Origin of the sequence: Pseudomonas sp. JAI120 (genome assembly GCF_014207255.1) — a bacterium.
In the GTDB taxonomy this organism is placed as follows: Bacteria; Pseudomonadota; Gammaproteobacteria; order Pseudomonadales; family Pseudomonadaceae; genus Aquipseudomonas.
Genome location: NZ_JACHCZ010000002.1, coordinates 778,035 through 797,323 on the forward strand (window position 1 = coordinate 778,035; position 19,289 = coordinate 797,323).

The 19,289-nt window shown below is 61.8% G+C and carries 16 protein-coding genes; 12 read left to right on the top strand and 4 right to left on the bottom strand.

Annotation, left to right across the window (positions count from 1 at the left end):
• From algK to HDC32_RS15455, 12 genes are all read left to right on the top strand, one after another.
• Positions 1-1,392, top strand: a complete 1,392-nt coding sequence (gene algK, locus HDC32_RS15400; protein ID WP_184744601.1) for an alginate biosynthesis TPR repeat lipoprotein AlgK — start codon at positions 1-3, stop codon at positions 1,390-1,392.
• Positions 1,389-2,876 (top strand): alginate export family protein, encoded by a 1,488-nt coding sequence (locus HDC32_RS15405; RefSeq protein WP_131698353.1) that lies wholly within the window; start codon positions 1,389-1,391, stop codon positions 2,874-2,876. The genes algK and HDC32_RS15405 overlap by 4 nt, the downstream gene beginning before the upstream one ends.
• Positions 2,876-4,444 carry a mannuronan 5-epimerase AlgG gene (gene algG / locus HDC32_RS15410; protein WP_184744603.1) on the top strand — a complete coding sequence of 523 codons (1,569 nt, stop codon included), beginning with the start codon at positions 2,876-2,878 and terminating at the stop codon, positions 4,442-4,444. The genes HDC32_RS15405 and algG overlap by 1 nt, the downstream gene beginning before the upstream one ends.
• Before the next feature lie 11 nt (positions 4,445-4,455).
• A complete protein-coding gene (locus HDC32_RS15415; RefSeq protein ID WP_131698534.1) occupies positions 4,456-5,904 on the top strand; it encodes an alginate O-acetyltransferase in 1,449 nt (482 codons plus the stop codon).
• Between the two features lie 8 nt (positions 5,905-5,912).
• Complete coding sequence (locus HDC32_RS15420) at positions 5,913-7,022, top strand: mannuronate-specific alginate lyase (protein WP_184744605.1); 1,110 nt, start codon at positions 5,913-5,915, stop codon at positions 7,020-7,022.
• A gap of 218 nt (positions 7,023-7,240) precedes the next feature.
• Entirely contained in the window at positions 7,241-8,773 is a 1,533-nt protein-coding gene (locus HDC32_RS15425; RefSeq protein WP_053131362.1) for an MBOAT family protein, read from the top strand.
• Positions 8,774-8,784: 11 nt separating this feature from the next.
• Complete coding sequence (locus HDC32_RS15430; RefSeq protein WP_145335279.1) at positions 8,785-9,969, top strand: alginate O-acetyltransferase; 1,185 nt, start codon at positions 8,785-8,787, stop codon at positions 9,967-9,969.
• A 16-nt stretch (positions 9,970-9,985) separates the two neighbouring features.
• Complete coding sequence (locus tag HDC32_RS15435) at positions 9,986-10,642, top strand: alginate O-acetyltransferase AlgF (RefSeq protein WP_131698357.1); 657 nt, start codon at positions 9,986-9,988, stop codon at positions 10,640-10,642.
• A 149-nt stretch (positions 10,643-10,791) separates the two neighbouring features.
• The gene (locus HDC32_RS15440) at positions 10,792-12,243 is read left to right on the top strand and encodes a mannose-1-phosphate guanylyltransferase/mannose-6-phosphate isomerase (RefSeq protein WP_027604735.1); all 1,452 of its coding nucleotides are present in this window, start codon (positions 10,792-10,794) and stop codon (positions 12,241-12,243) included.
• Positions 12,244-12,507: 264 nt separating this feature from the next.
• Positions 12,508-12,972 carry a multidrug transporter gene (locus HDC32_RS15445; RefSeq protein ID WP_131698358.1) on the top strand — a complete coding sequence of 155 codons (465 nt, stop codon included), beginning with the start codon at positions 12,508-12,510 and terminating at the stop codon, positions 12,970-12,972.
• 14 nt (positions 12,973-12,986) lie between these two features.
• Positions 12,987-13,799, top strand: a complete 813-nt coding sequence (locus tag HDC32_RS15450) for an SDR family oxidoreductase (RefSeq protein ID WP_167654753.1) — start codon at positions 12,987-12,989, stop codon at positions 13,797-13,799.
• Positions 13,800-14,201: a nuclear transport factor 2 family protein gene (locus HDC32_RS15455; RefSeq protein WP_145335283.1), complete on the top strand. Its 402-nt coding sequence runs from the start codon at positions 13,800-13,802 to the stop codon at positions 14,199-14,201.
• 102 nt (positions 14,202-14,303) lie between these two features.
• On the opposite strand, the gene HDC32_RS15460 is transcribed toward HDC32_RS15455, so the two are convergent.
• Genes HDC32_RS15460 through HDC32_RS15475 form a run of 4 tightly spaced genes read right to left on the bottom strand, consistent with a single transcriptional unit; the run spans position 14,304 to position 19,064 of the window.
• The gene (locus HDC32_RS15460) at positions 14,304-15,164 is read right to left on the bottom strand and encodes an HlyD family secretion protein (RefSeq protein WP_167654752.1); all 861 of its coding nucleotides are present in this window, start codon (positions 15,162-15,164) and stop codon (positions 14,304-14,306) included.
• Positions 15,165-15,174: 10 nt separating this feature from the next.
• Positions 15,175-15,375: a DUF1656 domain-containing protein gene (locus HDC32_RS15465; protein WP_027604741.1), complete on the bottom strand. Its 201-nt coding sequence runs from the start codon at positions 15,373-15,375 to the stop codon at positions 15,175-15,177.
• The gene (locus HDC32_RS15470) at positions 15,365-17,542 is read right to left on the bottom strand and encodes an FUSC family protein (RefSeq protein WP_184744607.1); all 2,178 of its coding nucleotides are present in this window, start codon (positions 17,540-17,542) and stop codon (positions 15,365-15,367) included. The genes HDC32_RS15465 and HDC32_RS15470 overlap by 11 nt, the downstream gene beginning before the upstream one ends.
• 10 nt (positions 17,543-17,552) lie before the next feature.
• Positions 17,553-19,064, bottom strand: coding sequence for an efflux transporter outer membrane subunit (locus HDC32_RS15475; RefSeq protein ID WP_184744609.1), 1,512 nt, complete (start codon positions 19,062-19,064; stop codon positions 17,553-17,555).
• Positions 19,065-19,289 lie beyond the last annotated feature (225 nt).

Below are 19,289 nucleotides of genomic sequence, written 5' to 3' on the forward strand. Positions count from 1 at the left end.
ATGAGCGCCCTTCGAACCCTGCCCGTGCCCCTGGCGCTGGCCATTGCCCTCGCCGGTTGCGCCGGCCTGCCCGACCAACGCCTGGCCAATGAAGCGCTCAAGCGTGGCGACACCGTCACCGCGCAGCAGAATTACCAGCAACTGGCAGAGCTGGGTTACAGCGAGGCCCAGGTGGGCCTGGCCGATATCCAGGTAGGCACCCGCGATCCGGCGCAAATCAAACAGGCCGAGGCCACTTACCGTGCCGCGGCGGATACCTCGCCGCGTGCCCAGGCGCGTCTCGGTCGCCTGCTGGTGGCCAAGCCAGGCTCCACCGAAGCCGAACACCATGAAGCCGAAGGCCTGCTGAAAAAAGCCTTTGCCAATGGCCAAGGCAACACGTTGATCCCGCTGGCGATGCTGTACCTGCAATACCCGCACAGCTTCCCCAACGTGAATGCCCAGCAGCAGATCAGCAAGTGGCAGGCGGCCGGTTACCCGGAAGCCGGCCTGGCCCAGGTGCTGCTGTATCGCACCCAGGACACCTACGACCAGCATCTGGATGACGTTGAGCGCATCTGTAAGGCCGCGTTGAACACCACCGATATCTGCTACGTCGAGCTGGCCACGGTCTACCAGAAAAAAGCCGAGCCGGAAAAACAGGCCGAACTGCTCAAGCAGATGGAAGCCGGCTACAGCCGCGGCACCGTCACCGCCCAACGCGTCGACAGCGTAGCCCGCGTACTGGGCGACGCCACGCTGGGCAAGACCGACGAGAAAACCGCCCAGGCCCTGCTGGAAAAAATCGCCCCCGGCTACCCGGCTTCCTGGGTCAGCCTGGCGCAACTGCTCTACGACTTCCCCGAACTGGGCGACGTCGACCAGATGATGAAGTACCTGGACAACGGCCGCGCCGCCGACCAGCCGCGCGCCGAGCTGTTGCTGGGCAAGCTCTACTACGAAGGCAAGTGGGTGCCGGCGGACGCCAAGGCGGCTGAAGCGCACTTCCAGCAAGCCGTGGGCCGCGAAGTGGCTGCCGACTACTACCTCGGCCAGATCTACCGTCGTGGTTACCTGGGCCAGGTCTATTCACAAAAAGCCCTGGACCACCTGCTGACCGCTGCGCGCAACGGCCAGAACAGCGCCGACTTCGCCATCGCTCAATTGTTTTCCCAAGGCAAAGGCACCAAGCCCGACCCATTGAATGCCTATGTCTTCAGCCAATTGGCTAAAGCCCAGGACACGCCAGAGGCCAATGACCTGGCCACGCAGCTCGAAGCCCCGCTCACGCCGGAACAACGCGCCCAAGGCCAACGCCTGGTGCAACAGGAACTGGCCGCGCGCGGCACCCTGGCCCAGAGCACGCTGCAACTGCACGCCCTGGAAGAAGAAGACGGCGAGGAATCCCTATGAAGCTCAATCCATTCGTGCAGGCCGGCATCGGCCTGACTTTCGCCCTGCTGTGGTCGTGCCCGACCCTGGCTGCGCTGACCGAAGCCAAGAACTTCGGCCTGGAAGTCAAAGCCACCGCGCAGTCCGAAGATGACCGCGACCTCGGCACCCAGAAAGGCGGCGACGTCAACGGTGTCGGCCTCGACCTGCGCCCGTGGATCTACGGCGAAAGCGGCGCGTGGAGTGCCTACGCCATGGGCCAGGCGGTCGTGTCGAGCGACATCATCGAGACCGACACCCTGCAACAGTCGGCGGATGACGAAAACCAGCAAACCACCAACAACGACCGCAAGGCCAAGAAAAACTACCTGGCCATGCGCGAGTTCTGGGTCGGCTACAGCGGCTTCACGCCCTACCCCGGCGAGATCCTCAAGCTCGGTCGCCAACGCCTGCGCAACGACGACGGCCAATGGCGCGACACCAACATCGAAGCGCTGAACTGGACCTTCGACACCACCCTGCTCAAGGCCAACGTCGGCGTCGCCGAACGTTTCAGCGAATACCGCACCGACCTCAAGGAACTGTCGCCCAAGGACAAGGACCGTCAGCACCTCTACGCCGACGCGTCCTACCAGTGGACGCCAGGCCAGTGGATCGGCCTGCGTGGCCATCACACCCATGACAACGGCAAGCTCGACTACCCGGAACCGGGTGTGGCCACCGACTCGCTGGACAAGCGCGAGAACGGCGACCTGACCTGGCTCGGCATCGAAGCCAACAGCGACGCCTACAACTGGCGCAACACCAACACCGTCAACTACTGGGCCAGCATCACCGGCATGAAAGGCGACCGCGACTCGGTCAATGCCTTGAACGCCGACGGCACCCGTCCTACAGAGGCCAAGCGCAGCGATGACGTCAGTGGCTGGGCTACCGATCTGGGTATTCGCCTGCGTCTGGACCCGCAATGGCAAGTGGGTGCGGCCTATGCCCGCGCCAGTGCCGAGTACGAGCAGAACGGACTGCAAAGCAACCGTTCGAACTTCACCGGCACCCAGTCCCGCCTGCACCGTTTCGGCGAAGCGTTTCGTGGCGAGATGAACAACATGCAGTCCATGAGCCTGTTCGGTTCCTGGCAGCTGCGTGAGGACTATGACGCCAGCCTCGTGTACCACAAGTTCTGGCGTGTCGACGGCAACAAGCCGGTGGGCAGCAATGGCATCGACGCGGTGCAGAACAACACCGATGACGTGACCGGCGCGATCCTGTCCAGCACCTCCCTGCCGCTTGAAGACGGCAAGAAAGACCTGGGCCAGGAAATGGACCTGGTCGTCACCAAGTACTTCAAGACCGGCCTGCTGCCGGCCGCGCTCAGCCAGTCGATCGACGAGCCGTCGGCTCTGGTGCGTTTCCGTGCAGGTGTGTTCAAACCGGGTGACGCCTACGGCAGCCAGGTCGACTCGTACATGCATCGCGCGTTTGTCGACGTGATCTGGAAATTCTGATGGGAGCCTGTGCAATGAATGCTCAAAGCCTACTCGTCGCGGCAATGCTGTTGGCCAGTGCCACAGCGTTCGCCGATACGGCGGCCAAGGCGCCGACCATCGCCAAGGAACTGCAACAGGCCAAGACCTACACCATTTCCAGCCCGCCGACCGCGCCGCTGGAAATGGCCAAGCCTGCCCTGCCGGACCTGTCGGGCTATACCGCCGCAGCGATGGAAAAGAAGATCGTACGCACCAAGCCCGGCAAGATCAGCATCCGCCGCATGATGCAGGAAGACGCCCTCAAGGACTTTATCGGCGGCGACAACAAGATGGCCGAATGGGTGGTGCGCCAGCACGGCATTCCCCAGGCGATCTTTGTCGACGACGGTTACATGAACCTCAAGGACCTGCTGGGCAAAGTGCCAAAGCAGTACTTCAGCGAAACCTCGCCGGGCGTGTTCCTCGCCAAGTTGCCGATCGTGGTCGGCCGCAAGGGCATCCTGGACATCGATAAACACACCCAGGAGCTGCGCCTGTCCCAGCAGGCCGGTTCGTTCCTGATCAACGACGGCCAGCTGTTTGTGCGTGACACCAAGGTCACCGGCTGGGACGAAAAGGCCAATGGCCCGGCGCTGTTCAAGTCGCCCAAGGAATTCCGCCCGTTCCTGCTGGCCTGGGGCGGCACCGAGACCTACATCTCCAAGACCAAGATGGCCAGCTTCGGCTATGCCAACAGTAAGTCGTACGGGGTGAGTATTTCCCAGTACACGCCGAACATGGCCAAGGTGCTCAAGCGCCCTGAGCCGACCGGCTGGATCATCGATTCCGAGTTCTCGGACATGTGGTACGGCTTCTACTGCTACGAGACCACGGGCTTCGTGATCAAGGGCAATACCTACAAAGACAATATCGTCTACGGCATTGACCCCCATGACCGTTCCCACGGCCTGATCATCGCGGACAACACCGTCTACGGCACCAAGAAGAAGCACGGCATCATCATTTCCCGGGAAGTGAACGACAGCTTCATCTTCAACAACCGCAGCTACGACAACAAGCTCTCGGGCCTGGTGATCGACCGTAACAGCGTCAACAACCTGATTGCCGACAACGAGATCTACCGCAACCACACCGACGGCATCACCCTCTATGAGAGCGGCGACAACCTGTTGTGGGGCAACAAGGTGATCAGCAACCGTCGCCACGGCATCCGCGTGCGTAACAGCGTGAACATCAAGCTGTACGAAAACACCGCCATGGCCAACGGCCTGACCGGCGTGTACGGCCACATCAAGGATTTGACCGACACCGACCGCGACATCGCCCTCGACCCCTTCGACGCCAAGGTCTCGCTGATCGTCGTCGGCGGTGAGTTGGCGGGTAACGGCAGCGGGCCGCTGTCCATCGACTCGCCATTGAGTATCGAGCTGTACCGCGTATCGATGCTGGCGCCGACCAAATCCAGCGGCATCAGCTTCTCCGGCGTGCTGGGCGATCGTCAGGAAGAAATTCTCGACCTGCTGGTGCGCCAGCAGAAAGCCGTGCTGATCGACCCTGTCGAACGCCAGACCGAAATGCAGGACTGAGGATGACCCTTATGCACCCACACATGATCAAACTGCTGAGCCTCTCGGGTCTGACCCTCGGCCTGCTCGCGGCCAGCCAGGGCGTGCGCGCCGACGAAATCAAGGCGCCGACTTTCACTGCCGAACCGTGCTGCAGCCTGTGCCCGGCCGCCCACGACGCGAAGAACTACACCACGCGCTACCAGCAGAACTTCACCACCCTGGTGCAAGCCCAGGGCGACTGGCTGTTCCGTACCCAGGAAGACCTGCGCACCGAATTCGACACCAGCCCTTCCGGCTACAAGCGCATGCAGCAGTTACACGATGCGTTCAAGGCCAAGGGCGTGGAACTGGTGGTGGTCTACCAGCCGACCCGTGGCCTGGTGAACCGCAACAAGCTCAACCCTGCGGAAAAAGCCTCGTTCGATTTCGACAAGGCCCTGGGCAACTACAAGACCATGCTCGGCCGTTTCGCCAAGATGGGCTATGTGGTGCCGGACCTGTCGCCGTTGACCAACGAGCAACTGCCGGACGAACTGCCAGCCCACGACTTCTACTTCCGCGGCGACCAGCACTGGACCCCATACGGCGCCCAGCGCACGGCGAAAATCGTCGCGGCCAAGGTTAAGCAGATGCCTGAATATGCCGAGATTCCCAAGCGCGAATTCGAGACCAAGCGCTCCGGGCGCATGGGCAAGACCGGCACCCTGCACAACATGGCCGGGCAACTGTGCGGCACCAGCTACGCGATCCAGTACATGGACCAGTTCACCACCGAGCCGAAAGGCGAAGCCGGTGATGGCGACCTGTTCGGCGATTCGGGCAACCCGCAGATCACCCTGGTGGGCACCAGCCACAGCGGCAAGAACTACAACTTCGCCGGGTTCCTGGAAGAAGAAATCGGCGCCGATATCCTCAACGTCGCCTTCCCCGGCGGTGGCCTGGAAGGTTCGATGATCCAGTACCTGGGCAGCGACGATTTCCAGAAGAGCCCGCCGAAAATCCTTATCTGGGAGTTCTCGCCGCTGTATCGCCTGGACCAGGAGACCATCTACCGCCAGATGATGTCGCTGCTCGACAACGGCTGCGAAGGCAAGACCGCGCAGATGAGCGCGAGCACTACCTTGAAACCCGGCAAGAACGAATTGATGGTTAACAGTTCGAACAAAGACCTGCGTAACGCCAATCACCAGGTTGATATCCGCTTCGCCGACCCGTCGGTGAAAACCTTGCAAGCCACCCTCTGGTACATGAACGGGCGCCACGAGGACATCAAGATCGAGAAACCCGAAACATCCGATACAGACGGGCGTTTCGCCTTTGAACTGCGCACCGATGAAGACTGGGCCTCGCAGAACTTGCTGGCGGTCGAAGTACAGGGCCCCGAAGCGGGCGCTGCCGCGCAGAAGGTCGAAGCGAAAATTTGCACACGCAACGTATTCCCAAGCGGCGGTCAGAAGACTGCCTCACTCGGGCAATGAGGTTACTTATGCAGAAGTTATTGATTCCATCGTTGCTGGGCCTGGCGATCTTCGCCGGTGCAGCCAACGCCGCCGCGCCACTGCGTCCGCCCCAGGGCTACTTCGCACCGATTGAAGCGTTCAAGACCGGCGACTTCAAGAATGACTGCGATGCCATGCCGGCGCCGTACACCGGCTCGCTGCAATTTCGCAGCAAGTACGAAGGCTCCGACAAGGCCCGTTCCACGCTGAATGTTCAGTCGGAAAAAGCCTTTCGCGACAGCACCGCCGACATCACCAAGCTGGAAAAAGACACCAGCAAGCGCGTGATGCAGTTCATGCGCGACGGTCGTCCGGAACAATTGGAATGCACGCTCAACTGGCTGACCAGTTGGGCCAAGGCCGATGCGTTGATGTCCAAGGACTTCAACCACACCGGCAAGTCCATGCGCAAATGGGCCCTGGGCAGCATGGCTTCGGCCTATGTACGCCTGAAGTTCTCCGACTCGCACCCGTTGGCCAATCACCAGCAGGAATCGCAACTGATCGAAGCCTGGTTCAACAAACTGGCCGATCAGGTGGTGAGCGACTGGGACAACCTGCCGCTGGAAAAAACCAACAACCACTCCTACTGGGCCGCCTGGTCGGTGATGGCAACCTCCATCGCCACCAACCGTCGCGACCTGTTTGATTGGGCCGTGAAGGAATACAAGGTCGGCGTGAACCAGGTCGACGACCAAGGCTTCTTGCCGAACGAGTTGAAACGTCAGCAACGTGCCCTGTCGTACCACAACTACGCCCTGCCGCCGCTGTCGATGATCGCCAGTTTTGCCCTGGTCAACGGTGTTGACCTGCGCCAGGAAAACAACAGCGCGCTCAAGCGCCTGGGCGACAAAGTGCTGGCCGGGGTCAAGGACCCGGAGATCTTCGAACAGAAGAACGGCAAAGAGCAGGATATGAAGGACCTCAAGGAGGACATGAAGTATGCCTGGCTCGAACCGTTCTGCACCCTCTACACCTGCGCGCCGGATCTGATCGAGCGCAAGCACGGGATGCAACCGTTCAAGACCTTCCGCCTCGGGGGTGACCTGACCAAGGTCTACGACCCGGCGCATGAAAAAGGCAACAAAGGTTCCTGAGCGAACTCGGTAAAAAATGTGGGAGGGGGCTTGCCCCCGATAGCAGGGGGTCATTCAACACAGATGGCGACTGTTACACCGCCATCGGGAGCAAGCCCCCTCCCACATTTTTGAGCCGGTTTCGTCAGTAGGAATGTTGTACCGCCCTCCCCGTTTTTTCGTGGGGGGTTTGGGGGGGCTCTGGCCCTTGACTGTTGGTTAAACATGGAGAGATCGGGATGGTTTTCTCGTCCAATGTGTTCCTGTTTCTGTTCTTGCCGATCTTTCTCGGCTTGTACTACTTGAGCGGGCAACGCTATCGCAACCTGCTGCTGCTGTTGGCCAGCTACGTGTTCTACGCCTGGTGGCGAGTGGACTTCCTGGCGCTGTTTGCGGCCGTCACGCTGTGGAACTACTGGATCGGCCTCAAGGTCGGTGCCGCCGGCGTGCGCACTAAGCCGGCCCAGCGCTGGCTGCTGCTCGGCGTGGTGGTCGACCTGTGCATCCTCGGCTACTTCAAGTACGCCAACTTCGGTGTCGACAGCATCAACGTGATGATGAAGTCGGCGGGCCTGGAGCCGTTTATCCTCACCCACGTGCTGCTGCCGATCGGGATCTCGTTCTACATCTTCGAGTCCATCAGCTACATCATCGACGTGTACCGTGGCGATACCCCGGCCACCCGCAATCTCATCGACTTCGCGGCGTTCGTGGCGATCTTCCCGCACTTGATTGCCGGCCCGGTGTTGCGTTTCCGCGACCTGGCCGACCAGTTCAATAACCGCACCCACACCCTCGACAAGTTCTCCGAGGGCTGCACGCGGTTCATGCAAGGTTTCATCAAGAAGGTCTTCATCGCCGACACCCTGGCGGTGGTGGCCGACCACTGCTTCGCCCTGCAAAACCCCACCACCGGCGATGCCTGGCTGGGGGCGCTGGCCTACACCGCGCAGTTGTACTTCGACTTCTCCGGCTACAGCGACATGGCGATCGGCCTGGGCTTGATGATGGGTTTCCGCTTTATGGAAAACTTCAAGCAGCCGTACATCAGCCAGTCGATCACCGAGTTCTGGCGCCGCTGGCACATCAGCTTGTCCACCTGGCTGCGTGACTACCTGTACATCACCCTGGGCGGCAACCGTAAAGGCACGCTGACCACCTACCGCAACCTGTTCCTGACCATGCTGCTCGGTGGCCTGTGGCACGGTGCGAACATCACCTACATCGTGTGGGGTGCCTGGCACGGCATGTGGCTGGCGATTGAAAAAGCCATCGGCCTCAACACCGCACCACGCAGTTTCAACGTCCTCCGCTGGGCTTTCACTTTCCTGCTGGTGGTGATGGGCTGGGTGATCTTCCGCTCGGAAAACCTGCACGTCGCCGGCCGTATGTACGGTGCGATGTTCAGCTTTGGCGAGTGGTCGCTGTCGGAACTCAACCGCGCCAACCTCACCGGCCTGCAAGTGGCAACCCTGGTGGTGGCGTACGCAACATTGGCGTTCTTCGGCCTGCGCGACTTCTACACCAACCGCCCTGCCGAGAAAACCAAGCCGGCCGACCCGAGCCTGATCAAGGCCGTGCCGGGCGACAACCCAGGCAGCATCCACGAGCCAGGTTTCACCGTAGGTCGTGACGCTGCCGTGCAACCGGCCTACTGGACCGCTGACTGGCCACGCTACGCCATGCGCGCTGCGGTGCTGCTGCTGTTCGTGGCGTCGATTCTCAAACTGTCGGCGCAGAGTTTCTCGCCGTTCCTTTACTTCCAATTCTGAGGGAGCCGACCATGACCCGTTCATTACGCGTCCTCTATATCGGCCTGTTCCTGGTGGTGCTGCTGGCCCTGGGTGCCTGGTCGCTGCGCAGCTTCCTGGGCTTCAGCACCAACGCCGACGCGACCGTGCTCAACGGTCGCTGGACCAAGGCCGTCGAGACCCATTACGACGAGGAGTTCCCGATCAAGCGATTGGGCACCAACCTCTGGGCCGCGCTGGACTACAAGCTGTTCAATGAAGGTCGCCCTGGCGTGGTGCTGGGCCGCGATCACTGGCTGTACAGCGACGAGGAGTTCAACCCCGCCGTCAACGAAGACCAGAACCTTGAAGGCAACTACGCGCTGGTCGAAGGCGTACGCCAGAAGCTCAAGGCCCAGGGCATCCAGTTGGTGATGGCGATCGTGCCGGCCAAGGTGCGCCTGTACCCGGAACACTTGGGTGAAGTGAAACCGGCGAGCATCCACGCCAACCTGTACCAGGACTTCCACGCCCGTGTCGCCGCCGATAAGATCATCGCCCCGGACCTGCTCGGCCCGCTGCAACAGGCCAAGCTAAGCGGCAAGCAAGTGTTCCTGCGCACCGACACCCACTGGACCCCGGATGGCGCCGAAATCGCCGCTAAGCAGTTGGCTCAAACCATCGCCGATAAGACCCCGCTCCACGGCGAGCCGCAGCGTTTTGTCACCGAGGCCGAGAAGACCGAGCCGCATAAAGGCGACCTGCGTCTGTTCCTGCCCCTGGACCCGCTGTTCGAAAACCTGATGCCGCCGAAGGAGCCGCTGCAAAAACGCGTCACGCACCTGGCCGAAACCAAAGGCGACGACGCGCTGTTCAGCGACAGCGAAACCCCGGTGGCACTGGTGGGCACCAGCTACAGCGCCAACCCCAACTGGAACTTCGTCGGCGCCCTCAAGCAAGCCCTTGGCAGCGACGTGGTCAGCTACGCCGAAGACGGCCACGGCCCGATCCTGCCGATGCTCAGCTACCTGAAAAGTGACGACTTCAAGAACAGCCCGCCACAGGTGCTGATCTGGGAGTTTCCTGAACGTTATCTGCCCGTGAACAACGAAATCGGTGATGCCGACCCATCGTGGGTTGCGCAACTTAAACAAGCCGGTTCGCGCCAACAAAACATGGCAATCAACACCCCAGCTAAAAACCCAAAATCCGAGACGCCCGACCGGGCGCAAAACTGAAAGAGAGGTAACTCACATGACTTTCACTACTACTCCGCGTCGTCTCGCCAAGACCCTGGCACTGGTTGCCGGCATGAGCGTTGTATCGATGTCTGCCTTCGCCGGTGGTGACGCCGCCCTGTACGGCCCTGTCGCGCCGAAAGGCTCAAGCTTCGTACGCGTCTATAACGCCTCCAATCAGGAAGTCAGCGCGACAGTTGGCAGCACCAACCTCAACGAAGTGGCCCCACTGGCCAGCAGCGACTTCAGCTTCATGCCCGGCGGCGACTACAGCGCCAAGATCGGCAGCCAGACCGTGCCGGTCAAACTCGCCGCCGATCACTACTACACCCTGGTCAACAACAGCAGCGGCCAGCCGCAGCTGATCGAAGAACCGCCGTTCAAGAACAAGCAGAAATCCCTGGTGCGCGTGCAGAACCTGAGCGACAAGGCCCTGACCCTGAAGACCGCCGACGGCAAGACCGACGTGGTCAAGTCGGTGGCCGCCAAAGGCCGTGGCGAACGTGAAATCAACCCGGTGAAGGTGAGCCTGGCGTTGTATGACGGTGACAAGAAAGTCGGCGATGTGAAGCCGGTTGCGTTGGAACGTGGTGAAGCGGCGGTGCTGTATGTCACCGGCTCGGGTTCGAGTTTGTCGCCAGTTTGGGTCAAGCGCCCGGTGTCGACCCGCTGATTAGCTTTTGAAATTGACGCTCCCCCTTGTGGGAGCGGACTTGCTCGCGAATACGGTGGTTCAGTAACAGATGTACTGACTGAATCACCGCCATCGGGAGCAAGCCCCCTCCCACAGGCTCTGACCCAAATTGATTCAAGGAGAAACACATGATCCCAGTAATCCTTTCCGGTGGTAGCGGCTCACGTCTTTGGCCGCTTTCCCGTAAACAGTTCCCAAAACAATTCCTGGCCCTGACCGGCGAGCACACGCTGTTCCAGCAAACCCTGGAACGCCTGGTGTTCGAAGGCATGGACTCCCCAATCGTGGTCTGCAACAAGGACCACCGCTTTATCGTCAACGAGCAACTGGCCAACCGTAAGCTGGAGTGCCAGCGCATCCTGATGGAGCCCTTCGGCCGCAACACCGCGCCGGCCGTGGCCCTCACCGCGATGATGCTGGTCAACGAAGGCCGTGATGAACTGATGTTGGTGCTGCCGGCCGACCACGTGATCGACGACCAAAAAGCCCTGCAACGTGCCCTGGCCCTGGCCACCGTGGCCGCCGAGCGTGGCGAGATGGTGCTGTTCGGCGTGCCGGCGACCCGTCCGGAAACCGGCTACGGCTACATCAAGTCCACCAACGATTCGCTGCTGCCCGAAGGCGTGAGCCGCGTGCAGCAGTTCGTGGAAAAACCCGATGAAAAACGCGCCGTCGAGTTCGTCAAAAGCGGCGGTTACTTCTGGAACAGCGGCATGTTCCTGTTCCGCGCCAGCCGCTTCCTGGAAGAGCTGAAAAAGCACGACCCGGACATCTACGACACCTGCGTGCTGACCCTGGAACGCAGCCAGCAAGACGCCGACACCGTGACCTTCGACGAAGCCACCTTCGCCTGCTGCCCGGACAACTCCATCGACTACGCCGTGATGGAAAAAACCCAGCGCGCCTGCGTAGTACCGTTGAGCGCCGGTTGGAGCGACGTGGGTTGCTGGGCTTCGCTGTGGGCGGTCAACGATAAAGACGCCAACGGCAACGTCACCAAGGGCGACGTGGTGATCCAGGACAGCAAGAACTGCATGATCCACGGCAACGGCAAACTGGTGTCAGTGATCGGCCTGGAAAACATCGTCGTGGTGGAAACCAAGGACGCGATGATGATTGCCCACAAGGACAAGGTCCAGGGCGTCAAGCAGATGGTCAACACCCTCAACGAACAGGGCCGCAGCGAAACCCAGAACCACTGCGAAGTCTATCGTCCGTGGGGCTCCTACGACTCGGTGGACATGGGCGGCCGCTTCCAGGTCAAGCACATCTCGGTCAAGCCGGGCGCGTGCCTGTCGCTGCAGATGCACCACCACCGCGCCGAACACTGGATCGTGGTCAGCGGCACCGCCGAAGTCACCTGTGACGAGAACGTGTTCCTGCTCTGCGAGAACCAGTCCACCTACATCCCGATCGCTTCGGTGCACCGCCTGCGCAACCCGGGCAAGATCCCGTTGGAGATCATCGAAGTGCAATCGGGCAGCTACCTGGGCGAAGACGATATCGAGCGGTTTGAAGATATCTATGGTCGCTCGACCCCGGTTGAACGTGGCGTGTCGGTGAAAACTATCGCGCAGTAAAACAGTCGTAAAAAGAAGCCCTCGCCCAGCCCATTGCGTCCCCTATCCGCAGTGGGTTGGGTGGGGGCTTTTTGTTTGGGTTTTGCGCTGGCTGTGCCGGCCTCATCGGGGGCAAGCCCCCTCCCACCTTTGATCTGCGAATACATTCAAATGTGGGAGGGGGCTTGCCCCCGATGAGGCCGGCACACCCACCACAGCACTCAAGGTAGCCAATCCCACCTACGCTTAAGTTAGGATGCTCGTTCCCTATTCGAGGTGGTCTCCATGTTCTTCGGCGTTCTCCTGATCATCACCTGGCTGATCCTCCTGCTGCGCTACCCGGCCAAGGCCCTTCCGGTTTCCCTGGCTGCCTTGGCAGGCCTGGGTTGCGTGGCCGTCTGGGTGGTCTGGCTGGACAGCCGCGAAGCCTCGCAACTGGCGCGCCTTGAACTGCGCATCAGCTACGCCCCGCAGGAATGCCCGGCTGACCGCCCGCTCAAGCTGACCCTGAACAACGGCAACGACGTGCCGCTGACTGAACTGCGCTGGCGCGTCGCCGCCTATGCGCCGGGCGACACGGTCAACCTGGCCGACAACGTCTACGCCGCTCCACGCTATCGCGGTCCCGGCGAGTTGCAGGCCGGCGCCACCTGGGACGATTGTTTGCCCACACCGCCCCTGCGCCCCGGCTACCGCCCGCAAACCCTGGAATTTCGTGCCGAGCACCTGCAAGGCAGTTTCTCGGACTGACAAAGGACTGATCCATGCCCAACGTACTCATCACCGGTTGCTCCAGCGGTATTGGCCGCGCCCTGGCCGATGCCTTCAAATCCGCCGGTTTCAACGTGTGGGCCAGCGCCCGCCGCCCGGAAGACGTCACCGCCCTCGCCGCTGCGGGTTTCAATGCCGTCGAACTCGACGTCAATGACAGTGCGGCGTTACAGCGCCTGGCCGAACAGCTGGGCGAGCTGGATGTACTGATCAACAACGCCGGCTACGGCGCCATGGGCCCGCTGCTCGATGGCGGCACCGAAGCGATGCAGCGCCAGTTCGAGACCAATGTATTTTCCATCGTCGGCGTGACCCAGGCGCTGTTCCCGGCCCTGCGCCGCAGCAAAGGCCTGGTGGTGAATATCGGCAGCGTTTCCGGCGTATTGGTCACCCCGTTTGCCGGCGCCTACTGCGCCTCCAAGGCGGCGGTGCATGCGTTGAGTGATGCATTGCGCATGGAGCTGGCACCCTTTGGTATCCGAGTGATGGAAGTGCAGCCCGGCGCCATCGATACAAGCTTTGCAAAAAACGCCGGCGCCCAGGCCGAGCTGTTGATCAACGAAAAATCGCCGTGGTGGCCATTGCGCGAGGGCATTCGCGCACGCAGCCAGGCCTCTCAGGACAAGCCCACCCCGGCCAGCGTGTTTGCAGCGGATGTGCTCAAGGCGGTGCAACAACCACAGCCGCCGCGCCTGTTGCGTTCGGGCAATGGCAGCCGGGCGTTGCCGTTGATGGCGGCGTTGTTGCCCAAGGGATTATTGGAAGCCGTGTTGAAAAAACGCTTTGGTTTGAATGGGAGTTTGTAAATGATCGACTACAGCGATTTTTTTGAAGAAGTGATCCAGACCCACGTCGAGATCGAACAATGGTTTGCCGGGGTTGCGCCAGAAGGCACCCTGCAAAGCCTGCTTGCGCGCTTCTCCCCCGACTTCAGCATGATCGCCCCCGCCACCGGTACACGCGTCAATGCAGCCGGGGTCAACGCGCTGTTCACTCGCCTGGGTGGTATGCGCCCCGGGTTGAAAATCACCTTGAGTGAAATGACCGGGATTGACCGGCATGCACGCGGGGCCACGGTGACTTATCGCGAGCATCAGGTCGATGCCAGCGGCACCCGGACGGATCGCCGGGCGACCGTGGTGTTTGAGAAACAGGCCAGTGGTGCGCTGCTGTGGCGTCATCTGCATGAAACATTTATCAAGGCCTGACTCAGTCAAATGTGGGAGGGGGCTTGCTCCCGATTGCGGTGATTCAGTCAACGTATCAAGTGACTGATACTCAGCAATCGGGAGCAAGCCCCCTCCCACATTTCAGTTCGGCGTTTGGTTAACGATCACCGTGCACGTAATCCCCGCTGCCAACAACACCCCCTCCGGCACTTCATCAATGTGAATCCGCACCGGCACCCGCTGGGCCAGGCGCACCCAGTTGAAGGTCGGGTTCACATCGGCGATCAGCTCACGACTCTCCGGGTTGTCGCGGTCGTAGATGCCGCGCGAGATGCTTTCTACGTGCCCCTTCAACGTCTCGCCGCTCATCAGCTGCATGTCGGCTTTGTCACCCACCTTCACATGGGGCAACTTGGTTTCTTCGAAGAAGCCATAGACCCAGAACGAGTTCATATCGACCACGGCCATCTTGGCTTCGCCGATGCGTGCGTAGTCGCCGCGATGCACGTTGAGGTTAGTGACGTAGCCGTCCACCGCCGCCACGACCTGGGTGCGTTTCAAGTTGAGTTCGGCCGCTTCGAGTTGCGCCAGCGCGTGCTGGTAATCCGCCAGGGCCGAGTCGGCGATGTTGCTGGCGTCGTCGCGGTTTTCCTTGGAGATCACCAAGGCGTCGAGGTCGGCGCGGCGGTGGGCGTTGACCTTGCGCATTTCCCAGGTGGCTTTGCGCGAGGCGACCAGGGACTGCGCCTGCTTGACGGCGATGCGGTAGTGCTCGGGGTCGATCTGCATCAGCAGGTCGCCCTTTTTCACCAACTGGTTATCGCGCACCGGCACGTCGACCACTTCGCCGGTGACGTCGGCGGCCACGTTGATGATGTCGGCGCGCACCCGGCCGTCGCGGGTCCACGGCGTTTGCATGTAGTGCACCCACAACGTGCGGCCAATCCAGATCGCCAAAGCCAGTACCAGCAAGGTCGCGAGCAGGCTGAAAAACTTTTTCATCGGGGCATTCTCAACGGTAGACGGTCAGCGCCAGGGCGCCGAACAGGCAAACGAACAGGCTCAGGCGCAGCAACGCCGGGTGCCAGAAAAAACGGTACAGGTCGAACCCGGCCAGAAAGCGGTCCAGGGCCCAGGCCAGCGCGGCCGCGATCAGGAACATGAGGGTCATGGTCGGCATATAGATGCCGTGGAATGCGATTTCACGAGGCATTCGGGGTTCCTTTGAGGGCCGCCAGCGGTGATTGCGGGTCCAGCAACGAGGTGCGGATAAAGTGCAGGTAGCTTTTCACCCGGCGCAGGGCCGAGGTGTCGAAGTGTGGGGCGAAGGGTTCGTCGGTGGCCTGCACGCGGCTGATCGCGTGGTCGACGGCGATCAGGCCACGCTCCAGGTTGCTGGCGCTGGGTTGCAGGAACAGTCGCACCAACGAGCGGCCCATCACCCGAATCGCCTGGCGCCAGGGCTGGGATTCGGCATAGGCCGGATGCACCGGCAGGATCGCCTGTTCCTTGCGCAACTCGATGATCGCGTGACCGACTTCCAGCACCACGAACATCCAGCGCAGCAAGTCGCGTTGCACTTGCGGCTGGCCCACAGCGAGGCCGTAGGCCTGGTGCAGCAGGTCACGGGTGCGGCTTTCGAAACTCGACGCCAACCCCTTGAGCTTGCCGCTGATGGCATACACCACCTGCTCGCGCAGGTCCTGCTCCAGGCGGCGCCACAGCCAGCGGCTGTTGGGCGGCAGGATGATCGCCCCCGCCGCCGCGCACACCAGCATGCCAATGATCATGGCGATGTAGTCGTTGATAAAGGTGTAGGGGTTGTAGACGGTGAGGTTGTCCGGCACCGAGCCGGTGCTGAAGAAAATCAGCAAGCCCACGCCAACCCCGGCGTATTGCGGGCGTGAGGCGAGGAACGCACCGAGGATGATCACCGGCGCAAGCATCACGCACAGCAGCGGGAAGCCGTCGATCCACGGGAACACGAAGAACATGTCGACAAAGCCCACCAACGCGCCGATCAAGGTGCCGCAGGCCATCTGGAACGCCATGCGCTTGGGGTTGGGTGTGGCGGCGGACAAGCCGACGGTTGCGGCGGCGATCAAGGTCATGGTGGCGCCGCTGGGCCAGGCCGTGGCCACCCAATAGCTGCCCAGCACAATCAGGATGAACGACGCGCGAATCCCCGAGGCGGCGCAGGCCAGCCAGTTGGTTTTCGGGCTGAAGGTTTCGTCCCATTGCTCCCGTGCATGGCTGTGATCGGCCAGGGAGGCATGGGTTTGCGCGTAGTTGTGCAGGTCATTGACGAAGCGGTAGAGCAGCTCATAAGCGGTGTGAAAATCCAGCTGCTCGGCTTCACTCGGGTTGCCCTCCTGGAAGGTCGCACGCAGGCTGCGCACTTTGGCGGGCAGGCTGTCCTTGTAGGCGCTGAGTTGGTTGACCAGGCGTGCGGCATCGGGGCTGGTGAGGGCGGGACCGGAGAAGCCGTCGAGCACTTCGGCCAGGTCCTGCAGGCCCGGTTTAATCGCCGCCACCACATGATCCGCGGAGTCCGTGCGCAGGCGTTCGAGCAACTGGTGCAAGGCATTGAAGCGCGTGGTGATGCTCATGAACTCGCTGTTGAGGCGACTGAGCCGGCCGTTGCGCCGGCGCATGTGCGGGTCTTCGAACACCGTGAGGCTGCGCAGCCCTTCCAGGCCCACGGCCTCGGCGATAAAGCGCACGTTGCTGGCCTCGAACCCTTCACGCTGGCTGCGCCCGCGCAGGCCGTCGGTGACAAACAACGCGAACACACCAAAACGCTGATAGAGCGCGTTGCGCATCGCGGCACTGGACGTCTGCGGCAGGATCGCCGCGCTGACCAACGTGGAACACAGGATCCCCAGGGAGATTTCCAGCACCCGCCATACCGCCGCCATAAAGGCGCCATCCGGATGGGCCAGGGCCGGCAGGCCGACCATCGCTGCCGTATACCCCGCGAGCACGAAGCCGTAGGCGCGAAAGTTACGGTTGCGTGTCGCGCCAGCGGTGCAAATGCCGACCCAGATTGCCAGCGCCCCCAGGAACAACTCGGTGTTCTGCGCAAACAACGCGATCAACAACACCATCACCGCCGACCCCGCCAGGGTGCCGAGGAAACGATAGAAGCTCTTGGCGAACACCTGGCCGCTCTGGGGTTGCATCACGATAAATACGGTGATCATCGCGGTGCGCGGTTGCGGCAGTTCCAGGCGCATCGCCAGCCACAGCGTGAGGAACGCGGCGATCAGCACCTTGAAGATGTACACCCAGGTCACGCCGTCGCTGCGTGCCCAGTCAAAAAAACCACGGCGCCACTCAAGGGAATGCAGCCAGCGCAGCGGTGCAGGCAAGGGAGTCATTAAATCCTACTCAGTGGTCAAACACGGCAAGCGCCGCCGGGGTCTTGCTCGGGAGGGTCTTGGCGTCTTGCGGTACGTCTTTGCCGGCGTCGAGGCCGCCACCCAGTGCGGTCACCAGTTCGGCATGGGCGCCAAGCCGCGCGGCCTGTACCTGTTGCTCGATCTGTTGTTGGCGAAACAGCAGGGTCTGGGCGTTGAGCACATTGAGGTAATCGGTGAGGCCGCGCTGGTAGGCGATCATCGCGATGTCGTAGGTCTTCTGCGCCGAGGCCACCGACTGCGCGGCAAACGAAGCTTGCTTGTCCATGGACTCGCGGCGGATCAACTGGTCGCTGATACCCTTGAGCGCATTGACCAGGGTCTGGTTGTAGTGCGCCACTGCGATGTCATAGCCGGCGCTGGCCTCACCCAGCTCGGCACGCAGGCGACCGCCGTCGAAGATCGGCAAGCTGATCGCCGGGCCGACGGTGTAGTTGAATTTCTTGCCGGCGAGAAACGCCAGCATGCCGCCGCCGGTGGCCATGTAGCCGAGGCTGCCGACCAGGTCGACGTTAGGGTAGAAACCGGCGTGGGCGACATCGATGCCACGGGCCTGCGCCGCGACCTGCCAACGGCTGGCGACCACATCCGGGCGCTGGCCGAGCAATTGCGCGGGCAGGCTCGAGGGCAGTTTCAGTGGGGCGGCAAGGGACAGCGTCGGACGTTGCAACGTCGCGCCCTCCCCCGGCCCCTTGCCGGCCAACGCCGCCAACTGGTTGCGGCTCAGGGCGATTTCTTCGTCCAGGGCATCCAATTGGCGATGGGTTTCCGGCAGCGGTGTTTCGGCCTGGCTCACGTCGAAATGGGTGCCGATGCCGGCGTCCAGGCGTTTGTTGGCCAGGTCAAGGATCTGCTGTTGCTGGGCCAGGGTCGCCGCGACAATATCGCGGTTGGCGTAATGCAGCGACAGCTGGATATAGGCGCGCACCACGTTGTTCTGCAGCTCAAGCTGGGCCTGGCGGGCTTCGGCCGCGCTCATGTGGGCCAGGTCGACGGCACGCTCGGTGGCGTTGCTTTCGCGGCCCCACAGGTCGAAGGCGTAGCTCAAACCCAGGGACGCATTGTTGTCCCAGGTGTTGGCACCGCTCAATTCACCCGGGCCGTAGAACTGATCCTTGGGCCAATTGTGGCGTTTGAGGGTGGTATCACCGTTGATCTGCAGCGACTCGGCCGACTCGGCAACCCCGGCCATGGCGCGCGCTTCCCGCACCCGTGCGGCGGCCATGGCCATGCTCGGGCTGCTTTGGGTGGCGAGGTCGACCCAGCGGTTGAGCTGGGGATCGCCGTAGGCCTGCCACCATTGTGCGGTGGGCCAGTGGGCGTCCTGGGCGGCGCTGCGGATCGCTTCGTCGGTGGCCAGGGTAGTGGCATTGAGGGCCTGGCCTTGGGGGGCGATTCCTCCGGTTCCGATGCAGCCGCTGATTGCTAACGATAAAGCCCAAACACTGAGAGCCTTCAGCTCTCTGTTGATGCGACGCGGCACGGCGAACGAATTCCTGAGGTGGTGTTGCGGGGAGAGGTGGCGCAATTCTAGGCGGCGGCACGGAGGACGATAAGCAGGTATTCCTGTGATTCTTTATTACCGTTCCAGCGACAATCCCGGTTCGACGGGCGTGTGGTTCGGATATTTATCCAGGCATCTGCATACTTGCCCTACATCGATCCGCGTAACCGGGCACCAGAGTAGTCAGCCGACTGCCCCCGGAGC